Consider the following 17,806-nt stretch of genomic DNA (forward strand, 5'->3'; position numbering starts at 1 on the left):
CCCGGTCGACGCCACCCGCCCCCACGGCGCCGGTGGCTTCGCCGTCCCCGGCACCGGCACCGGCACCGGCACCGGCGGCCTGCGTCGTCCTACAGCGGGGAGATCCTCAGCATCGTCCCGGTGACGATCCGGTTCGGGTCCGCGCCGATCAGGGCGCGGTTCGCCTCGTAGAGCGCCTGCCAGCCGCCCCGGATCCCGTAGCGCCGGGCGATCGAACTGAGGGTGTCCCCCGGCTTGACCACGTGAGCCCGCCCGCTCAGTCCGTACCGCTTCGAGCAGACCGGCCAGGCGCTCCATCCCTGGGTGCGCAGGACCTCTTCCGCCACGGCGATCTGTTGCTGACGGGTCGCCAGGTCGGCACGCGGGGCGTGGCGCAGGCCGCCGAACTCCGCCCAGGTCGACTGCCGGAACTGAAGGCCGCCGTAGAAGCCGTTGCCCGTGTTGGTGTTCCAGCGGCCGCCGCTCTCGCACTCGGCGACGCAGCCCCAGGGCCACTGGTCCTTGGCGCACGCGGCGGTCTGTCCGGGCGGGGCGCCCGATCCCGGCGGAGGCCCCGACGCCGGCGGGGCGCCGGACCCCGGCGGTGTGCCGGGCTGCTCCGTCTCACCGGGACCCTCGGGACCGTCCGGGAGCCAAGGGCCGTCGGACTCCCCGGAGCTCTCGGGATCCCACGGGTCGCCGGCGTCCCACGGGCCGTCATTCCACGGAACGCCGGGGGCCCATGAGGTGTCAGGGGCCCACGGGAAGCCAGGAGCCCACGGCACCGCCGGGACGCCCGGGACACCCGGGACCGCAGGGACCCCGGGCAGACCCGGCAGTCCCGGCATCCCTGGAACTCCCGGAACACCCGGCTTCCCCGGCGCGCCCGGCGCCCCAGAAGCCCCCGGAGGCGCCCAGGGGCCCGGCGAAGGACCGTCCGCCCGGGCCGGTGCCGGGACCAGCGCCAGCAGGGCGGCGGAGCACACACCCGCTGTCCACCATACGATTTTCGACATCGCTGCAGGCTAGGCAGCTCGACCCCTTCCGGTGGCCGTGCCGCGCGGTACGAGGCGCGCCCCCCACCCGGTCGGAGGCACCGGCCGACGCGCAACTTGGCGCCCCGCGACGCGTGACCCCGGCCGAGCCTCTCCCGTTGAACTCTTCATGAGACGAGCCGGGAACCGCCCGGTGTCGCACGTACCGAGTCCAGGGAGCCCCCCGTGCCGCGCATGCTCGACGTCAGCGAGGACGTACGCGCCGAGATCGGCGACGAAGAAGCCGACCGGCTGCTCGCCGGCGACAACGCCCCGGGCAGCTACGACTGCACCTCCTGCCGCACGCCGGGCGACTCCGAGCAGGAGCGCACGAGCACCGTGCTGTTCGTCGGCGAGGAGACCGCCGTCCTGGCGTTCGCCCACGCCAGCTGCATCCCGTCCCAGGTCGTCCAGGTCGCCGAGGAGCAGCTGCAGGGCGCCGTACGCTCCATCGCCGCGACGGACGCGGCGGACGCGCTCACCGCCGCGCACCCGGAGCAGGCCGTTCTCGGGGTCACCAGCGGTCTCGTGCTGATCGAGGGCGAGCTGCACCCGGCGCTGGTCGTCGAGCCGACCGCGCCCGTCGCGCGTCCGGGCTCGGACGGGCTGAGCGACGAGTTCCTGCCGCTGCTGATCGAGCAGGGCTTCGCCCCGGTCTCCGACGTGAACCGCAAGCCGGGCACGCTGCCGGGCTGGTCGGTGCTGGTCGCCATGGGACAGCTGCACTCCGTGCTCCAGCCCGGAACGGGCGGCGGCGGCCAGGCGGCCTGGTGGCAGGCTCACCAGCCGCTGCAGGTCACGGAGGGCTGGCGCGCGGCGGCGAACAAGTCGCACACGGTCCTGGTCTTCGCGGCGCCGGTGGGCTCGATCGGCCAGCAGCCGCGCGAGGACCTGCTGCGCGACGCGCTGGAGAAGGCCGCGGCCAACGGCCGCCTGGTCGCCGCCGCGATGCCGCTGGCCGGCACGTGAGGGAGCACGGGCGTCCCGCCTTAGGACAGGCGGGGCACGGCCCCGGGGTACCTACGGTTCCCCGCCCCCGGCGGGCGCCTCTTTACGAGGGCCGCCCGCATCCGACGGACGACGGGGTCGTTGGCACGTACGTGCACACATACGACCCACTCCGTCATCCCTTTCCGAGTCAGATCCCCTCGATGCGTCCCGCGCAGGACGTGATGTCGGGCGAGTCGGCGACGCCGATCTACGACGCCCTGTACTCGGAGTACCGCCGGTCGTTCCGCGCCCTGCCGGGTGACCGCAGCGGCGAGGAGGATCTGGGCTTCCGGGCCTTCGGCACGCAGGTGGGCACAGGACTGCACGGGAACTACGGCCACCGGCACGCGACGCAGCCGGCGGCATGGTCGGCGCAGCACCACCACCTCCCGGCGGCTCTCCCGCCGGGTCCCCGCAGGGGTCTGTAGGACCCGGCGGTACGGCTGAGGGCCGGGGCGACGCGCCCCGGCCCTCAGCCATGTCGTCCGTACGACGACTTCTCGCGTACGACTACTTCTTGCGGCCGCGCTTCTCGCGCACACGCACCGAGATGTGGATCGGGGTCCCCTCGAAGCCGAACTCCTCACGGAGGCGGCGCTCCACGAAGCGGCGGTAGCCGTGCTCCAGGAAGCCGGAGGCGAAGAGCACGAACCGGGGCGGCTTGGTGCCCGCCTGCGTACCGAAGAGGATGCGGGGCTGCTTGCCGCCGCGGATCGGGTGCGGGTGGGCGGCGACCAGCTCGCCGAGGAAGGCGTTCAGGCGGCCGGTGGGCACACGGGTCTCCCAGCCGGCGAGCGCGGTCTCGATCGCCGGGACCAGCCGGTCCATGTGGCGGCCGGTCTTGGCGGAGACGTTGACCCGGGGCGCCCAGGAGACCTGCTGCATCTCGGTCTCGATCTCGCGCTCCAGGTAGTAGCGCCGCTCCTCGTCCAGCTCGTCCCACTTGTTGTAGGCGATGACGAGCGCGCGGCCGGACTCGACCGCCATGGTGATGATGCGCTGGTCCTGGACGGAGATGTTGTCCGTGGTGTCGATCAGGACGACGGCGACCTCGGCCTTCTCGATGGCGGCCGCGGTCCGCAGGGAGGCGTAGTAGTCGGCGCCCTCCTGGAGGTGGACCTTCTTGCGGATACCGGCGGTGTCCACGAACTTCCACGTGATGCCGCCGAGCTCGATCAGCTCGTCGACCGGGTCGCGGGTGGTGCCGGCCAGCTCGTTGACGACGACGCGGTCCTCGCCGGCGACCTTGTTGAGCAGCGAGGACTTGCCGACGTTCGGACGGCCGATGAGCGCGATGCGGCGCGGGCCGCCGACGGCGTTGCCGAAGGTCTGCTCGGGGGCCTCGGGCAGCGCCTCCAGGACGGCGTCGAGCATGTCGCCGGTGCCGCGGCCGTGCAGGGAGGAGACGGGGTGGGGCTCGCCCAGGCCGAGCGACCACAGGGCGGTGGCGTCGGCCTCGCCGGACGGGCCGTCGACCTTGTTGGCGCAGAGCACGACGGGCTTGCCGGCGCGGCGCAGCAGCTTGACGACGGCCTCGTCGGTGTCGGTGGCGCCGACGGTGGCGTCCACGACGAAGACGCAGGCGTCGGCGGCCTCGATGGCGTACTCCGCCTGGGCGGCGACGGAGGCGTCGATGCCGAGGACGTCCTGCTCCCAGCCGCCGGTGTCGACGACCTTGAAGCGGCGGCCGGCCCACTCGGCCTCGTAGGTGACGCGGTCGCGGGTGACGCCGGGCTTGTCCTCGACGACGGCCTCGCGGCGGCCGATGATCCGGTTCACCAGGGTCGACTTGCCGACGTTGGGCCGGCCGACGACGGCGAGTACGGGGAGCGGGCCGTGCCCGGCCTCCTCGATCGCGCCTTCGACCTCCTCGACGTCGAATCCCTCTTCCGAGGCGAGCTCCATGAACTCCGCGTACTCGGCGTCGCCAAGTGCCCCGTGGTCGTGCTGGTCGTTCATGAAGTCCGTTCCTTGATCATTCGTGGTCGGTGGGGTGCCCGAGCCTCGGGGCCCACTACTCAGAGTCTCGCTCAGCGCCCGGTGAGGCGCCTGGCGTTTTTCAGGTGGGCGGTGAGCCGCTCCTGAATACGGAGGGTGGCGTCGTCGAGCGCCTTGCGGGTTCGACGGCCGCCGGGGTCGCCCGCCGCGAAGGCGTCGCCGAAGACGACGTCGACGCGGCTGCGCAGCGGCGGCAGTGCCTTGATCAACCGTCCGGGGCGGTCGGAACTTCCCAGGACGGCCACGGGCACGATCGGCGCGCCGCTGCGGACGGCGAAGTAGGCCAGGCCCGCGCGCAGCGAGGCGAAGTCGCCCTCGCCCCTCGTGCCCTCGGGGAAGATCCCGAGGACGCCGCCCTGCTCCAGGACCGCGAGGGCGTTGGCTATGGCGTTCCGGTCGGCACTGGTCCGGTCCACCTTGACCTGCCCGATCCCTTCCAGGAAGGGGCCGAGGGGGCCGACGAAGGCCTCCTGCTTGATGAGGAAGTGCACCGGCCGGGGGGCGGTGCCCATGAGCATGGGGCCGTCGATGTTGTGGGCGTGGTTGACGGCGAAGATGACGGGTCCGGAGGCCGGTACCCGCCAGGCGCCGAGGACGCGCGGTCTCCACAGGCCGTACATCAGCCCGATGCCGATGCCGCGCCCCACGGCGGCGCCCCTCTCGGAGGGCAGGGTCACTTCGCGGCCGCCCTCTTCTCCTCGACGAGGGTGACGACGCATTCGATGACCTGGTCGAGGGTGAGTTCCGTGGTGTCGACCTCGACGGCGTCGTCGGCCTTGGCCAGCGGGGAGGTCTTGCGGCTGGAGTCGGCCGCGTCCCGCTTGATCAGTGCCTGCCGGGTGGCGGCCACGTCGGCTCCCTTGAGCTCGCCGGAACGGCGGGCGGCGCGTGCCTCGGGGGACGCGGTGAGGAAGATCTTGAGGTCGGCGTCCGGGAGGACGGTCGTACCGATGTCCCGTCCCTCGACGACGATGCCGCCGTCCGCGCTCTTGGCGATGGACCGCTGCAGCTCGGTGATCAGGGACCGCACCTCGGGGACGGCGCTGACCGCGCTGACCTTGGAGGTGACCTCCTCGGTACGGATGGGCCCGGCCGCGTCGGCTCCGTCGACGGTGATCGTCGGACGGGCCGGGTCCGTACCGGAGACGATGACGGGCTTGGCGGCGGCGTTCGCCACGGCGTCGGCGTCGTCGACGTCCACGCCGTTGCTGATCATCCACCAGGTGATGGCGCGGTACTGGGCACCGGTGTCCAGGTAGCTCAGCCCCAGCTTGGCGGCAACCGCCTTCGAGGTGCTCGACTTGCCCGTGCCGGAGGGCCCGTCGATGGCGACGATCACGGTTTCCACGGTGGGGAACACCTTCCTGGGTACGCGGTGAGGCCCATCGGATGCGGGGGGCCACCCCAAGGTTACCGATTCCCGCGCACCCATTCGGCCCAGCGGGCGGGACGACCGCGTCACCCCGCCCGCCCGGCCGAGGGGACGACCCGCGTCAACCCGCCCGCAACGCCCAGCCCCGTTCCCGCAGCGCGGCCCCCAGGACCGGTGCGGCGGAGGGCTCCACCATCAGCTGGACCAGGCCCGCCTGCTGCCCGGTGGCGTGCTCGATGCGGACGTCCTCGATGTTGACGCCCGCGCGGCCCGCGTCGGCGAAGATGCGGGCGAGCTCACCCGGCTGGTCGCTGATGAGGACGGCGACGGTGTCGTACTGGGCCGGGGCGGCGCCGTGCTTGCCCGGGACGCGGGCGCGGCCGGCGTTGCCGCGGCGCAGGACGTCCTCGACGCCCGAGGCGCCGCCGCGGCGCTCGGCCTCGTCCGCGGACTGCAGCGAGCGGAGCGCCTGGACCGTCTCCTCCAGGTCCGCCGCGACGCCCGCGAGGACGTCGGCGACCGGTCCGGGGTTCGCGGAGAGGATCTCGACCCACATGCGCGGGTCGGAGGCGGCGATCCGGGTGACGTCGCGGATGCCCTGGCCGCACAGGCGTACCGCCGTCTCGTCCGCCTCCTCCAGCCGCGCCGCGACCATCGACGACACCAGCTGCGGGGTGTGGGAGACGAGCGCGACGGCCCGGTCGTGCGCGTCGGCGTCCATGACCACCGGGACGGCGCGGCACAGCGCGACCAGTTCCAGGGCCAGGTTCAGCACCTCGGTGTCGGTGTCCCGGGTCGGGGTGAGCACCCAGGGGCGCCCCTCGAAGAGGTCGGCCGTCGCGGCCAGGGGTCCGGAGCGCTCCTTGCCGGACATCGGGTGGGTGCCGATGTACGCGGTGAGGTCGACGCCCAGCTCCGCCAGCTCCCGCTTCGGGCCGCCCTTCACGCTCGCCACGTCGAGGTAGCCGCGGGCGAGGCCGTCCCCGATGGCGAAGGCGAGGGTGGCCGCCACGTGCGCGGGCGGTACGGCGATGATCGCGAGGTCGACGGGTCCCTCGGGCTCCTCGTCCGTACCGGCGCCGAGGGCGGCGGCCGTGCGGGCGCGTGCCGGGTCGTGGTCGCGGAGGTGGACGGCGACTCCCCGCCCGGCCAGGGCGAGGGCGGCCGAGGTGCCGATCAGGCCGGTTCCGATGACGAGCGCGGTCCTCACTGGGCGATGTCCTTGCGCAGGGCGGCGGCGGCGCCGAGGTAGACGTGGGCGATGTCCGGCTTGGGACGGTCGGACTCGACGTGCGCGAGGAGCCGTACGACCCTCGGCATGGCGCCCTCGACGTCCAGCTCCTGGGCGCAGATCAGCGGCACGTCGACGATGCCGACGCGGCGGGCCGCGGCGGCCGGGAAGTCGCTGTGCAGATCGGGGGTGGCCGTGAACCAGATGCTGATCAGGTCGTCTGCGGTGAGCCCGTTGCGCTCCAGGACGGCGGTGAGCAGCTCCTCGACCTGCTCGTGCATGTGTCCGGCGTCGTCCCGTTCCAGCTGGACGGCGCCTCGGACCGCTCGTACCGCCACGTCGTGCTCCTTCGAAATGCGATCAGTGCTCCGATCAGCCTAGTGATGCGCCCGGGGGCCGGGCGGTGCCGACCGTCCTCCGAGACAGGGTCACTGTCGCTCCGGCCCGGCCGCGTCGCCACTCGGGGAGGCGGGGGTCCGGGTGCCGGGACGGCCGTGCGGGGGAGCCGGACGGGCGGGTCCAGGCGTGTTGCCGTATGCCGGACAGGGCCGTGGCCAAGCTGGACGGCATGAATCCAGAAGCTCCAGACGTCACGCCCCGCCGTACGGTGCTCCTCGCCGGCGCCGGTTCGGTCGCCGCCCTGGCCACCGGCTGCGGCTCGGACGGGGACGAGGGCGGCACCGCGACGGCGAGCCCGACGGCCTCGGCGACGGACACGGCGCCGTCCGCGCCGGCCGGCGACGCGCTCGCGCGCACCTCCGACATCCCGGTCGGTGGCGGCACCGTCTTCAAGGAGCGGAAGGTCGTCGTCACCCAGCCGGCGGCGGGCGAGTTCAAGGCCTTCTCGGCGATCTGCACCCACCAGAGCTGCCTGGTGAACAAGGTCGAGGGCGGCACGATCGACTGTCCGTGCCACGGCTCGAAGTTCCGGATCGCCGACGGATCGGTGGCCCGCGGGCCAGCGACGCGGCCGCTCCCGGCCGAGCGGATCACGGTGTCCGGGGACGAGATCACGCTGGCGTAGCCTGTCGCGCATGACTCCGGCAGAACTGGTGCGCGACCACACGATCTACTCCTGTGTCATGGGGTCGCGCGCCTTCGGTCTGGCCACCGAGGGGAGCGACACCGACCGTCGGGGCGTCTTCCTCGCTCCGACCCCGCTCTTCTGGTGCTTCGAGAAGCCCCCGGCGCACGTGGAGGGGCCGGGCGAGGAGCAGTTCAGCTGGGAGCTGGAACGCTTCTGCGAGCTGGCGTTGCGCGCCAACCCCAACGTCCTGGAGTGCCTGCACTCCCCCGTGGTCGAGCACATCGACGCCACCGGCCGCGAGCTGGTGTCGCTGCGGGAGGCGTTCCTGTCCCGTCAGGCGCACCAGACCTTCGTCCGGTACGCGGGCGGCCAGCGCAGGAAGCTCGACGCCGACGTCCGCCGGTACGGGGCGCCGCGCTGGAAGCACGCGATGCACCTGCTGCGGCTGCTGATGAGCTGCCGGGACCTGCTGCGCACCGGTGAGCTGACGATCCACGTGGGCGACGAGCGGGAGCGGCTGCTCGCGGTGAAGCGCGGCGAGGTGTCCTGGTCCGGGGTGGAGTCCTGGATGGCGCGCCTGACGGAGGAGGCCGACCGCGCCTCCACCACGAGCCCGCTCCCCGCGGCCCCGGACCACGCGCGCGTGGAGGACTTCCTGAGGCGCGCGCGCCGGTCCTCAGCCCTCTCCGTGCTCCAGCCGGACGCGGACCACGAGGTCGTGGAGGTCGTCGTGCCCGCCGGCGGCGTCGGGGAGACCTGACGCGCCCTGCGCCTCGTCCAGGACGGCGTGGAGCGTCCCGACGTCTGCGCGCACGCGCTCCGCGTCCACCTCGGCCGGCCCGTGCTCGGCCTCCTCCTTCGCCGCGATCAGGTCCGGTACGTAGCCGGGGGCCTCGGGCACCTCCGCGAGGAGCGTGGGCAGGTGGGCCTGCACCTCCCCCGCCCGCATCAGGTGGATGCCGGTGAGCAGGGCCCGGACGGTGTAGAGGAGCGGCTTCAGCTCCCCCGTCTTCTCGAACAGCCGCCACTGCGTCCCCGCGAAGCCGCGGTAGTGGTGCGCGTGGTGGGAGGTGAGCACCCGCGGTGCGAGCGCGCTCAGTTCGGCGTGAACGTCGGTGGTGTGGGCGATCAGCGGCGAGAGGAGCTGCTCCAGGACGTAGCCGTTGCGCCGCAGCATCAGCCGGACGAACTTCCGCAGGTCGTGCGTGACGAGGTCCATCTCGACCCCGTCGCGGTCCCACATCCGGCTGCGGGTCTCCTCCGGCTCGCGCAGCCCGATGAGCCCGGCCACCGGCAGCAGGTGCGCTCCGCGCAGGTCGACGTCGGAGTCGCGGGAGGGGAAGCCGTAGAGATGGGCGCCGGAGACGGTGGCGAAGATCAGGGGGTCGGGCTGCTCCGCCACGACGGCGCAGAGGTCGACGGCGGGGTCGAGGGCGGCCGTGGGGTCGAGGACGACGGGGTCCTGCGCGGCGGGGTCCTGGGCGGCGGTCATGGATCAAGCGTCCCAGAGGGATCCGAGGGCCAGGAGTTCGGAGCGGTGTTCGATCCGGTCCGTCCAGACGTCCGGCCAGGCCCCGGCGCCCAGGTGCGCGCCCGCGAAGGCACCCGCCAGGCAGGCGAGGGAGTCGGAGTCCCCCCGCGTGCAGGCGGCCCGTCGCAGGGCGGTGAGCGGGTCGCCGGGGAAGAGGAGGAAGCACAGCAGCCCGGTGGCCAGCGCCTCTTCGGCGATCCAGCCGTCGCCGGTGTACGCGCAGGGGTCGAGCTCCGGGTCCGCCGTGCGCTGGACGGCGTCCAGCTTCTCCAGGACCGCCAGGCACTCGTCCCAGCCGCGCTCGATGAAGTGCCGGGCCGAGGGGTCCTGGGAGCGGGTCCACAGGTCACCGAGCCAGCTCTCGCGGTACACGGAACGGTTGTCGTACGCGTACGAGCGCAGGTGCCCCACGAGGCCGGTCGGGTCGACGCCCTGGGCCAGCAGGTACACGGCACGGGCGGTCAGGTCGGAGGCGGCGAGGGCCGTGGGGTGGCCGTGGGTGAGGGCCGACTGGAGCTGGGCCGCGCCGGAGCGCTGCTCGTCGCTGAGCCCGGGCACGAGCCCGAGGGGCGCGACGCGCATGTTGGCACCGCAGCCCTTGGAGTGGATCTGGGCGGCGTCCTGCCAGGCGCGGTCGCCGTCCAGCAGCTCACAGGCGCTGAGGCACGTGTTCCCCGGCGCGCGGTTGTTCTCCGGCGAGTGGTACCAGTCGACGAACTCCCGGCGCACCAGCGCGGCGAACCTCTCGGGGACGACGACCCCCCGCGCCTGGCACGCGCGGATGCCCCGTGCGAGGGCGAGCGTCATCTGCGTGTCGTCCGTGATGTAGGCCGTGCCGCCGCTCACCGGCAGGTCCATCCGCCGCCAGGGGCCCCACTTCGCCAGGATCGACGGCACGTCGCTGAACTCCGTCGGGAATCCCAGCGCGTCCCCGAGCGCCAGCCCGATCAGCGCCCCGGTGGCCGCCTGCTTCGTCCTGTACGCCGTCATGTGGATCGTCCTTCCGGTCGCAGCAGCGGCGGGTGGAGGGCCGTGGCCTCCCCCGCCCGGTAGAGAGCGGCCGGTTTCCCCCGTCCGCCGGTGAGGCGCGGTGGTCCCTCCACGGCCCGGACGAAGCCGGGGGTGGCGAGGACCTTGCGCCGGAAGTTGGGGCGGTCGAGTTCGACGCCCCAGACCGTCTCGTACACCTGCCGCAGCTCGCCGAGGGTGAATTCGGGCGGGCAGAAGGCGGTGGCGAGGCAGGTGTACTCCAGCTTGGCGCCGATCCGCTCGCGGGCGTCGGCGAGGATGCGGTCGTGGTCGAAGGCGAGCGGCCCGTGCGCCCCGTAGGGCGTCCAGCGCGCCCGCGCCGCGTCACCGCCGCCGCGCGGCTCCGGCGGATCGGGGACGAGCGCGGTGTACGCGACCGATACGACCCGCATCCTGGGGTCGCGGTCGGGATCGCTGTAGGTGCGCAGCTGTTCGAGGTGCAGCCCGGCGACGGCGTCGGGGCGCAGACCGGTCTCCTCGGCGAGTTCCCGGCGCGCGGCCTGTTCGGAGGACTCGCGGGGCAGGACGAAGCCGCCGGGCAGGGCCCAGGCGCCGGCGTACGGCTCCTCGCCGCGTTCCACGAGCAGGACGTGGAGGCGCTCCTCGCGGAGGGTGAGGACGGCGAGGTCGGCGGTGACGGCGAACGGCTCGAAGCCGTGCGGGTCGTAGCCGTCGGGGGCCTGGGCGCGGTTCATCGGCGCTCCGGGAGGGGGTCGGCGAGGTGCCAGCCTTCGGCGAGCAGCGCGTCCACGGCGGCGACGGCGGTGGCGAGCCGCTCCTCGTGCGGGCCGGTGAGGACGGCGGTGCGGCGGCCGCTGTGGGCGAGCTGGGTGACGAAGCGGGCGGTCATCCAGGGCCGCAGGTGCTCCCCGTCGCGCAGCCCGTCGTCCTCGAAGTCGACGCCGTGGTGGTCGGTGAGGAGCCAGAGGTGCTGGCGGCCGTGGGCGGCGATCTCACCCGTGTCGGAGCTGGTGGTGCCCATGTACCGCTCGTGCCAGATGGTGGTGGCGAAGGCGTCGGTGTCGCAGATGAGCACGGGGGACCCGGCCCGCGCGGCCTCCTCCTCCAGCTCGGCCTGGCGCTGGGCGATGACGGGGAAGTCGCTGGACCGGAAGGCGACGTCCGGCCATTGCGCGTCGGGGCGTTCGGCGCGCAGTTCGGCGAGCTTGAGTTCGCTGTACTCGCGGCCGTACTCCGGTACGTACCGGGTGCGGGACCAGACCCCGCCGCGCCGCCGGTAGTGGTCGGCGAGGGCGAGGGCCATGGTGGTGGTGCCGGTGGACTCCGCGCCGAGGACGACGACCCGCCGGGTGAGCGCGGCCCGCACGGGCGCCTCCAGGAAGTCCCAGCAGCCGGCGGGGTCCTTGCGGACGGCGGTGCCGGACACCGGGAAGAGCGTGCGGTCGGGGTCGACGCACACGGCGTCGGCGCCGAAGCGGCGGCCCAGCTCCTCCCCGTAGGGCTCGGAGGTGAAGACGGCGTCGACGGGCTCGGGCACGGCGGCGCGGAAGACGGCCATGTGGGCGGCCCACACGTCGGGGTCACGGAGGTCGACGGGGATGTCGTCGACGGCTCCGACGACGAGGACGTCGGGGTGGATCTCGCGCATCCAGGCGACCCGGTCCTCCAGCGTCAGGGTCTCCACGGAGGAGGCGCAGACGAGGACGGTGAGGCGTTCGCAGCGGTCGCGCGCGGTGCGGACCAGGTGGTGGTGGCCGGCGTGCGGCGGATAGAACTTGCCGAGGACCAGGCCATGGCCGTAGCGCTTCATGCGGCCGCCCCCACCGGGAGCGGGCGCCGGGCGGCGAGGTCGCGGCTCCAGCGGCGCAGTCCGAGGACGCAGAGCGTCATGAAGCCGGCGTAGAGCAGGGAGGTCAGGTACAGCTCCTTGTACGCGTACAGCGGTACGTAGATCACGTCCGCGGCGATCCAGAGCCACCAGGACTCCAGCCGCTTGCGGCACTGGCCGTAGGTCGCCGTCAGGGAGAGCGCGGTGGTCAGGGCGTCCCAGAAGGGGACGGTCGAGTCGGTGGCCCGGTCGAGCAGCAGGGTGAGGGCGACGGTCCCCACCACCCCCGCCGTGATCAGCCACGTCCACTCGGTGCGTGTGGTGCGGCGCACCGGGAGGGCGTCGGAGCCTGGACCACCCCCGTGGGTCCAGGTCCACCAGCCGTAGACGGCGAGGGTGATGAAGACGATCTGGAGACCGGCGTCGGCGTAGAGGCCGGCCTGCGTGAAGAGGAGGACGAAGAAGAGGTTGTTGGCGATGCCGATGGGCCAGTTGGCGAGGTGCTGCCGGGCGACCAGCCAGACGCAGAGGGCTCCGCTGCCGAACCCGAGGACCTCGGTCCAGCTGACCGGGGTGTCCAGGACGGTGAAGAGCGGCTGCTGCAGGGGTTCGACGATGCTTGCGAGGCTCACGCCCGCCTCCTTTAAGAGTCATCCTGACTATAAAGGGCGGGCGGCTTCGGCCACAAGTGCGAACGGCGCATGCGAGAAGCCCGCGGCCGCCGGGCGGTCACGGGCTTCTGCTCACGTCGTCGGGGCGACGGGTCCTACATGCCGACTTCCTTCATCAGCATGCCGACCTCGGTGTTGGTCAGCCGGCGCAGCCAGCCGGACTTCTGGTCTCCGAGGCCGATCGGGCCGAAGGCGGTGCGGACCAGCCTCTCGACCGGGAAACCGGCCTCGGCGAGCATGCGGCGCACGATGTGCTTGCGGCCCTCGTGGAGGGTGACCTCGACCAGGTAGTTCTTGCCGGTCTGCTCGACCACGCGGAAGTGGTCGGCGCGGGCGTAGCCGTCCTCCAGCTGGATGCCGTCCTTGAGCCGCTTGCCGACCTCGCGGGGCAGCGGACCGGTGATGGCGGCCAGGTAGGTCTTCTTCACGCCGTACTTCGGGTGCGTGAGGCGGTGGGCCAGCTCGCCGTGGTTGGTGAGCAGGATGATGCCCTCGGTCTCGGTGTCGAGCCGTCCGACGTGGAAGAGCCGGGTCTCGCGGTTGGTGACGTAGTCGCCGAGGCACTGGCGGCCGTCGGGGTCCTCCATGGTGGAGACGACACCGGCGGGCTTGTTCAGCGCGAAGAAGAGGTACGACTGGGTGGCGACGGTCAGCCCGTCGACCTTGATCTCGTCCCTCTCCGGGTCGACGCGCTTGCCCTGCTCCAGGACGATCTCGCCGTTGACCTCGACGCGGGCCTGCTCGATCAGCTCCTCGCACGCGCGGCGCGAGCCCATGCCGGCCCGGGCGAGCACCTTCTGGAGCCGCTCGCCCTCCTGCTCGGCGCCGGGGAAGGTCTTGGGCGTCTTGATCTCCGGCCGGTCGGCGTACCGGTCGCGGTTGCGCTGCTCGATCTTGGCGTCGAGCTCGCGCGAGCGGGCCGGGGCCTGCCGCTGTCCGTGCGGGCCACGACGGGGCGGCGTGCCGCCCTGCGGGGCCTTCGGGCCGCCCTTGGCGCCACCGCGGGCCGCGGCACCGCGGCCCTTCTTCGGGGCCTCGGACGTGCCGCCCACGTCGTAGCGGCGCTCCTCGGGGCGCGGGTTGCGCGGCCGGCCGCCGCCGCCCTGCCGGTCGTCGCGGCCACCGCCGCCACCGCCACCGGAGCCTCGGTAGCCGCCGCCACTGCTGCTGCCGCCACCGGAGCCTCGGTAGCCGCCGCCACCGCCCGCGCCGCCGCGGCCGCCACTGCTGCTGCCGCCGCGGCCGCCGCTGTTGCCACCACGGCTCCCGCCGTTGTTTCCGCTGCTGTTCCTGCCGCTGCTGCTTCGCATCAATCTTCCGTCGTCTTGTCGTCTGCGTCCGGGTCGAACGACACAACCCCCTCGAGCGTCTCCGCCTCGATCGCGTCCGCCTCGGGGAGGAAGGGCGCGAGCTCCGGCAGTTCGTCCAGGCCGCGCAGGCCCATCCGCTCCAGGAAGTGGTTCGTCGTCCTGTACAGGATCGCACCTGTTTCGGGTTCCGCGCCCGCCTCCTCCACCAGACCCCGCTGGAGCAGGGTCCGCATGACCCCGTCACAGTTCACTCCGCGGACCGCGGAGACCCGCGAGCGGCTGACCGGCTGGCGGTACGCGACGACGGCGAGGGTCTCCAGGGCCGCCTGGGTGAGCCGGGCCTGCTGGCCGTCCAGGACGAACGCCTCGACGGCGTGGGCGTACTCCGCACGAGTGTAGAAACGCCAGCCGCCGGCGACCGGACGCAGCTCGAAGCCGCGGCCCTGGGCGGTGTACTCGCCGGCGAGTTCGCGCAGGGCGTCGCCGACCTCCCGGCGGGACACGTCGAGGACCTTGGCGAGGTGGTCCTCGGTGGCGGGCTCGTCGACGACCATGAGGACGGCTTCGAGGGAGGGCTTGAGGTCGCTCACGCGCGGGCCTCCGTTTCGTGATCGGATTCCTGGTCGAACTCGTCGGTGACGCGGGTCTCCCCGTCGCCTCCGGTCCAGGACACGGTGAGCTCGCCGAGGGCGTCGTCCTGGTCGAGGCCGACGGAGCGGTCCCGGTAGAGCTCCAGGAGGGCGAGGAAGCGGGCGACGACGGTGAGGGTGTCGGGGGCTCCGGCGGCGAGTTCCCGGAAGCTGGCGGTGCCCCGCTCCCTGAGGAGCGCGACGACGATCCGGGCCTGGTCGCGGACGTTGACGAGCGGGGCGTGGATGTGGTCGACGTAGACCTGCGGCTTGGCCTTGGGCTGCATGGCCTTGACGGCGAGCCTGGCGAAGCCCTCGGGGCCGAGGCTGATGACGACCTCGGGCAGCAGGGCCGCGTGGTGGGGCTCCAGGCCGACGGTGCGGGGGTACCGGCGGCCCTCGGCCTCCCACCGCTCGGCGAGGATCTCGGCGATGCGCTTGTACGCGCGGTACTGGAGGAGCCGCGCGAAGAGCAGGTCCCGCGCCTCCAGGAGTGCGAGGTCGGCCTCGTCCTCCACCTCGGCGGCGGGCAGCAGCCGGGCGGCCTTGAGGTCGAGGAGGGTGGCGGCGACGACGAGGAACTCGGTGGTCTGGTCGAGGTCCCAGTCGGCGCCCATGGCCCGGATGTGCGCCATGAACTCGTCGGTGACCTTGGAGAGCGCGACCTCGGTGACGTCGAGCTTGTGCTTGGAGATGAGCTGGAGGAGAAGGTCGAACGGCCCCTCGAAGTTCTCGAGCCGCACGGTGAACCGCCCGTCCTCGGGCAGGGCGCCAGCGGGCGCCTGGGGCGAGGAGGGGCAGGCCCCCTCGGGCGAGGAGGCGCCGGACCCCTCGGACTCGCCGACACCCGGCCTCTCGGGCGCCGAGACCCCGCGGGTCCCCTCGGGGAAGGCCCCGGGGGTCCCCTCGGGGAAGACCGCCCGGGACCTCTCGGGCGTGGAGGCGCAGGTCCCCTCGGAGGCGGGCGCCTCGGCCACAGGCCCTTCAGGGGTGGGCACCCCGGCCACGGGCGCCTCGGACGTCTGGGCGGCGGGGGCGGGCCCCGGCGCGTCAGCGGTCGGCCCGGCGGCCTGGGCGTGCCCCGTGTCCGCCGGTGGGGCGGTCTCCGGGGCCGGAGCCTCCGCGTGGGCGGGCGTGGTCTCCCGGCCGACGCCGGAGAGGGCCTCCCCGCCGGACCCGCCCGGGTCCGGCGCCTCCTCCCCGGGGGCGTGCCCGCCGCGGGGCGGGTCGGCGGGGAGGGACGGTTCCGGACCGCTGGGGGCCGCTCCGGGCCCCCGGCCGAGGGTGCGGCGGGGCGGGCGGGACGATTCGGCGGGGGGCGGGGGCATCGGGGTCCAGGGAGGAGCAGGGGTGCGGCAGGCCGCAGGGTACCCCTCAGCGGCCGCGCAGGCGGCGCACGAGGATGCTCGCGTCGCCCCGGGACTCCAGGTCCGCCAGGACCACCGCGACCGCCTCACGGACGATCCGGCCCCGGTCCACGGCGAGTCCGTGCTCGCCGCGCAGGACGAGGCGGGCGTGCTCCAGGTCCATCAGTTCCTCGGCGGAGACGTAGACCGTGATCTTCTCGTCGTGCCGCTCACGCCCACTGGGCCGCCGGTTCGGGGACCGGCCCCGTCGGCGGGCCGCCGGGGCGACCGGCGCCGCCGGCTTCGCCTGTGGCCCGGAGTCCGCGGGCTCGGCCGTCCGGGCCCGGGGCTCGGCCGTCTCCGACCCCGCCGCCGAGTGCTCCGCCGATGCCGAGCCCTCGGCCGCCTCCGGGCCGCTCTCGCCCGCCGGAGCCGGCACGCGGGCCTCGCCCCTGCGAGGCGACGACGCCTGGAGCGCCATCCCCCCGGTGGTACGGAACAGTTCGTCGGCGCCGGGCAGACTCACTCGGCGTGACACCGGGCGAGCACCTCCCTGGCGAGCTGTCGGTAGGCGGCGGCGCCCACGGAGTTCGAGGCGTACGTCGTGATCGGCTCACCGGCGACCGTGGTCTCCGGGAAGCGCACGGTCCGGCCGATCACCGTGTGGTACACGTGGTCGTCGAAGGCCTCGACGACGCGCGCGAGGACCTCACGGCTGTGCACGGTCCGGGAGTCGTACATCGTGGCGAGGATGCCGTCGAGCTCCAGCTCGGGGTTGAGCCGCTCCTGGACCTTCTCGATCGTCTCGGTCAGCAGGGCCACGCCGCGCAGGGCGAAGAACTCGCATTCCAGCGGCACGATGACCTTGTGAGCCGCCGTCAGCGCGTTCACGGTCAGCAGACCGAGCGAGGGCTGACAGTCGATCACGATGTAGTCGTAGTCGTTCAGCAGCGGCTTCAGGGCGCGCTGGAGCGTGGACTCGCGCGCGACCTCGCTGACCAACTGCACCTCGGCGGCCGAGAGGTCGATGTTGCTCGGCAGCAGGTCCATGTTGGGAACGGCGGTCTTGAGCAGCACCTCGTCCGCCGACATGCCCCGCTCCATGAGCAGGTTGTAGACGGTGAGGTCGAGCTCCATCGGGTTCACGCCGAGACCGACCGACAGGGCTCCCTGCGGGTCGAAGTCGACGAGCAGCACCCGTCGCCCGTACTCCGCGAGCGCGGCACCCAGGTTGATGGTCGACGTGGTCTTGCCGACGCCGCCCTTCTGGTTGCACATCGCGATGATCTTCGCGGGCCCGTGATCGGTCAGAGGGCCCGGGATCGGGAAGTACGGCAGGGGCCGTCCGGTGGGGCCGATCCGCTCGCGGCGCTGCCGGGCAGCGTCGGGTGCGAGGGTGGCCGCGTACTCCGGGTCGGGCTCGTACTCGGCGTCAGGGTCGTAGAAGTGCCCCTCGGGCACCTCGTCGTAGGCGGCGAAGTGGGTGGACTCTCGGCCACTCTCGTTGCCGGCCGTGGCGTTCACGTGTAGGCCGTCCATCATCTTCATCGTGTGGGCTGTCGTCATGGGCTGATGTGTCGCGAAGGTTCGCACAGCGACGGAGCCGACAGGGTTTCCTGGCTGCCCACCCCCGGGAGTAAATGTCGACTCATTCACAAGTCGTCTTACCTCCTTGGAAGTGACCAGGAACATTTATCGATAGGTCAGCGTGGCACCATGCCGACGGTTGGCGACTCTATGGCGTGTCACCGCTCCGCAGCAACACAATCCGCCGGACCCGGCCCGATGTGTCGGCAACCGAACACCCCTCTGTCAAGGGCGCGCAGCCACGCATCCGCACGTTTCGGGGGTGTGCGAAACGGTTAAAGGG

The 17,806-nt window shown here is 73.1% G+C and carries 20 protein-coding genes; 4 read left to right on the plus strand and 16 right to left on the minus strand.

Annotation, left to right across the window (positions count from 1 at the left end):
* Positions 1 to 89 precede the first annotated feature (89 nt).
* Entirely contained in the window at positions 90 to 827 is a 738-nt protein-coding gene (locus AB0K65_RS27345) for a transglycosylase family protein (protein WP_365721031.1), read from the minus strand.
* 372 nt (positions 828 to 1,199) lie between these two features.
* On the opposite strand from AB0K65_RS27345, the gene AB0K65_RS27350 reads away from it, so the two are divergent.
* Together AB0K65_RS27350 and AB0K65_RS27355 are read left to right on the plus strand one after the other, a co-directional pair.
* Entirely contained in the window at positions 1,200 to 1,982 is a 783-nt protein-coding gene (locus AB0K65_RS27350) for a hypothetical protein (protein ID WP_365721033.1), read from the plus strand.
* A 131-nt stretch (positions 1,983 to 2,113) separates the two neighbouring features.
* Positions 2,114 to 2,431 (plus strand): hypothetical protein, encoded by a 318-nt coding sequence (locus tag AB0K65_RS27355; protein WP_365721035.1) that lies wholly within the window; start codon positions 2,114 to 2,116, stop codon positions 2,429 to 2,431.
* A gap of 82 nt (positions 2,432 to 2,513) precedes the next feature.
* Here the strand turns inward: AB0K65_RS27355 and der are convergent, their stop codons facing one another.
* The 5 genes from der to aroH form a co-directional block, all read right to left on the minus strand.
* A complete protein-coding gene (gene der, locus AB0K65_RS27360) occupies positions 2,514 to 3,962 on the minus strand; it encodes a ribosome biogenesis GTPase Der (RefSeq protein ID WP_365721037.1) in 1,449 nt (482 codons plus the stop codon).
* A 71-nt stretch (positions 3,963 to 4,033) separates the two neighbouring features.
* Entirely contained in the window at positions 4,034 to 4,720 is a 687-nt protein-coding gene (locus AB0K65_RS27365) for a lysophospholipid acyltransferase family protein (protein WP_365721039.1), read from the minus strand.
* A complete protein-coding gene (cmk, locus tag AB0K65_RS27370) occupies positions 4,675 to 5,361 on the minus strand; it encodes a (d)CMP kinase (protein ID WP_365721041.1) in 687 nt (228 codons plus the stop codon). The genes AB0K65_RS27365 and cmk overlap by 46 nt, the downstream gene beginning before the upstream one ends.
* A gap of 133 nt (positions 5,362 to 5,494) precedes the next feature.
* Complete coding sequence (locus tag AB0K65_RS27375; RefSeq protein WP_365721043.1) at positions 5,495 to 6,583, minus strand: prephenate dehydrogenase; 1,089 nt, start codon at positions 6,581 to 6,583, stop codon at positions 5,495 to 5,497.
* Positions 6,580 to 6,942, minus strand: a complete 363-nt coding sequence (aroH, locus tag AB0K65_RS27380; RefSeq protein ID WP_365721045.1) for a chorismate mutase — start codon at positions 6,940 to 6,942, stop codon at positions 6,580 to 6,582. Before aroH ends, AB0K65_RS27375 begins: the two co-directional genes overlap by 4 nt.
* Positions 6,943 to 7,172: 230 nt before the next feature.
* Here aroH and AB0K65_RS27385 point away from each other — a divergent pair, with 230 nt between their 5' ends.
* Positions 7,173 to 7,628, plus strand: coding sequence for a Rieske (2Fe-2S) protein (locus tag AB0K65_RS27385; RefSeq protein ID WP_365721047.1), 456 nt, complete (start codon positions 7,173 to 7,175; stop codon positions 7,626 to 7,628).
* 10 nt (positions 7,629 to 7,638) lie between these two features.
* A complete protein-coding gene (locus tag AB0K65_RS27390) occupies positions 7,639 to 8,391 on the plus strand; it encodes a nucleotidyltransferase domain-containing protein (protein ID WP_365721049.1) in 753 nt (250 codons plus the stop codon).
* On the opposite strand, the gene AB0K65_RS27395 is transcribed toward AB0K65_RS27390, so the two are convergent.
* From AB0K65_RS27395 to AB0K65_RS27440, 10 genes are all read right to left on the minus strand, one after another.
* A complete protein-coding gene (locus AB0K65_RS27395; protein ID WP_365721051.1) occupies positions 8,308 to 9,123 on the minus strand; it encodes a nucleotidyltransferase domain-containing protein in 816 nt (271 codons plus the stop codon). The genes AB0K65_RS27390 and AB0K65_RS27395 overlap by 84 nt on opposite strands.
* A gap of 3 nt (positions 9,124 to 9,126) precedes the next feature.
* Positions 9,127 to 10,152: an ADP-ribosylglycohydrolase family protein gene (locus AB0K65_RS27400; RefSeq protein ID WP_365721053.1), complete on the minus strand. Its 1,026-nt coding sequence runs from the start codon at positions 10,150 to 10,152 to the stop codon at positions 9,127 to 9,129.
* Positions 10,149 to 10,886 carry an NUDIX domain-containing protein gene (locus AB0K65_RS27405; protein WP_365721055.1) on the minus strand — a complete coding sequence of 246 codons (738 nt, stop codon included), beginning with the start codon at positions 10,884 to 10,886 and terminating at the stop codon, positions 10,149 to 10,151. Before AB0K65_RS27405 ends, AB0K65_RS27400 begins: the two co-directional genes overlap by 4 nt.
* Positions 10,883 to 11,962 carry an AAA family ATPase gene (locus AB0K65_RS27410; protein ID WP_365721057.1) on the minus strand — a complete coding sequence of 360 codons (1,080 nt, stop codon included), beginning with the start codon at positions 11,960 to 11,962 and terminating at the stop codon, positions 10,883 to 10,885. Before AB0K65_RS27410 ends, AB0K65_RS27405 begins: the two co-directional genes overlap by 4 nt.
* A complete protein-coding gene (gene pnuC, locus AB0K65_RS27415; protein WP_365721059.1) occupies positions 11,959 to 12,612 on the minus strand; it encodes a nicotinamide riboside transporter PnuC in 654 nt (217 codons plus the stop codon). Before pnuC ends, AB0K65_RS27410 begins: the two co-directional genes overlap by 4 nt.
* A gap of 134 nt (positions 12,613 to 12,746) precedes the next feature.
* The gene (locus AB0K65_RS27420; RefSeq protein ID WP_365721061.1) at positions 12,747 to 13,961 is read right to left on the minus strand and encodes a pseudouridine synthase; all 1,215 of its coding nucleotides are present in this window, start codon (positions 13,959 to 13,961) and stop codon (positions 12,747 to 12,749) included.
* Positions 13,961 to 14,551, minus strand: coding sequence for an SMC-Scp complex subunit ScpB (gene scpB / locus AB0K65_RS27425; RefSeq protein ID WP_365721063.1), 591 nt, complete (start codon positions 14,549 to 14,551; stop codon positions 13,961 to 13,963). The genes AB0K65_RS27420 and scpB overlap by 1 nt, the downstream gene beginning before the upstream one ends.
* Complete coding sequence (locus tag AB0K65_RS27430; RefSeq protein ID WP_365721065.1) at positions 14,548 to 15,918, minus strand: segregation/condensation protein A; 1,371 nt, start codon at positions 15,916 to 15,918, stop codon at positions 14,548 to 14,550. Before AB0K65_RS27430 ends, scpB begins: the two co-directional genes overlap by 4 nt.
* A 46-nt stretch (positions 15,919 to 15,964) precedes the next feature.
* Positions 15,965 to 16,462, minus strand: coding sequence for a hypothetical protein (locus AB0K65_RS27435; RefSeq protein ID WP_365721099.1), 498 nt, complete (start codon positions 16,460 to 16,462; stop codon positions 15,965 to 15,967).
* Positions 16,459 to 17,502 (minus strand): ParA family protein, encoded by a 1,044-nt coding sequence (locus tag AB0K65_RS27440; RefSeq protein ID WP_365721067.1) that lies wholly within the window; start codon positions 17,500 to 17,502, stop codon positions 16,459 to 16,461. The genes AB0K65_RS27435 and AB0K65_RS27440 overlap by 4 nt, the downstream gene beginning before the upstream one ends.
* Positions 17,503 to 17,806 lie beyond the last annotated feature (304 nt).

Origin of the sequence: Streptomyces sp. NPDC053755 (genome assembly GCF_040677675.1) — a bacterium.
Taxonomy (GTDB): Bacteria; Actinomycetota; Actinomycetes; order Streptomycetales; family Streptomycetaceae; genus Streptomyces.

Bases quoted from the DNA above. Each gene is read 5' to 3' on its own strand.
- AB0K65_RS27345 (WP_365721031.1), bottom strand. From the start codon at position 827: ATGCCGGGACTGCCGGGTCTGCCCGGGGTCCCTGCGGTCCCGGGTGTC.
- der (WP_365721037.1), bottom strand. From the start codon at position 3,962: ATGAACGACCAGCACGACCACGGGGCACTTGGCGACGCCGAGTACGCG.
- AB0K65_RS27365 (WP_365721039.1), bottom strand. From the start codon at position 4,720: ATGCGTCGTCACCCTCGTCGAGGAGAAGAGGGCGGCCGCGAAGTGACC.
- AB0K65_RS27385 (WP_365721047.1), top strand. From the start codon at position 7,173: ATGAATCCAGAAGCTCCAGACGTCACGCCCCGCCGTACGGTGCTCCTC.
- AB0K65_RS27390 (WP_365721049.1), top strand. From the start codon at position 7,639: ATGACTCCGGCAGAACTGGTGCGCGACCACACGATCTACTCCTGTGTC.
- AB0K65_RS27395 (WP_365721051.1), bottom strand. From the start codon at position 9,123: ATGACCGCCGCCCAGGACCCCGCCGCGCAGGACCCCGTCGTCCTCGAC.
- AB0K65_RS27400 (WP_365721053.1), bottom strand. From the start codon at position 10,152: ATGACGGCGTACAGGACGAAGCAGGCGGCCACCGGGGCGCTGATCGGG.
- AB0K65_RS27405 (WP_365721055.1), bottom strand. From the start codon at position 10,886: ATGAACCGCGCCCAGGCCCCCGACGGCTACGACCCGCACGGCTTCGAG.
- AB0K65_RS27410 (WP_365721057.1), bottom strand. From the start codon at position 11,962: ATGAAGCGCTACGGCCATGGCCTGGTCCTCGGCAAGTTCTATCCGCCG.
- AB0K65_RS27420 (WP_365721061.1), bottom strand. From the start codon at position 13,961: ATGCGAAGCAGCAGCGGCAGGAACAGCAGCGGAAACAACGGCGGGAGC.
- AB0K65_RS27430 (WP_365721065.1), bottom strand. From the start codon at position 15,918: ATGCCCCCGCCCCCCGCCGAATCGTCCCGCCCGCCCCGCCGCACCCTC.
- AB0K65_RS27440 (WP_365721067.1), bottom strand. From the start codon at position 17,502: ATGACGACAGCCCACACGATGAAGATGATGGACGGCCTACACGTGAAC.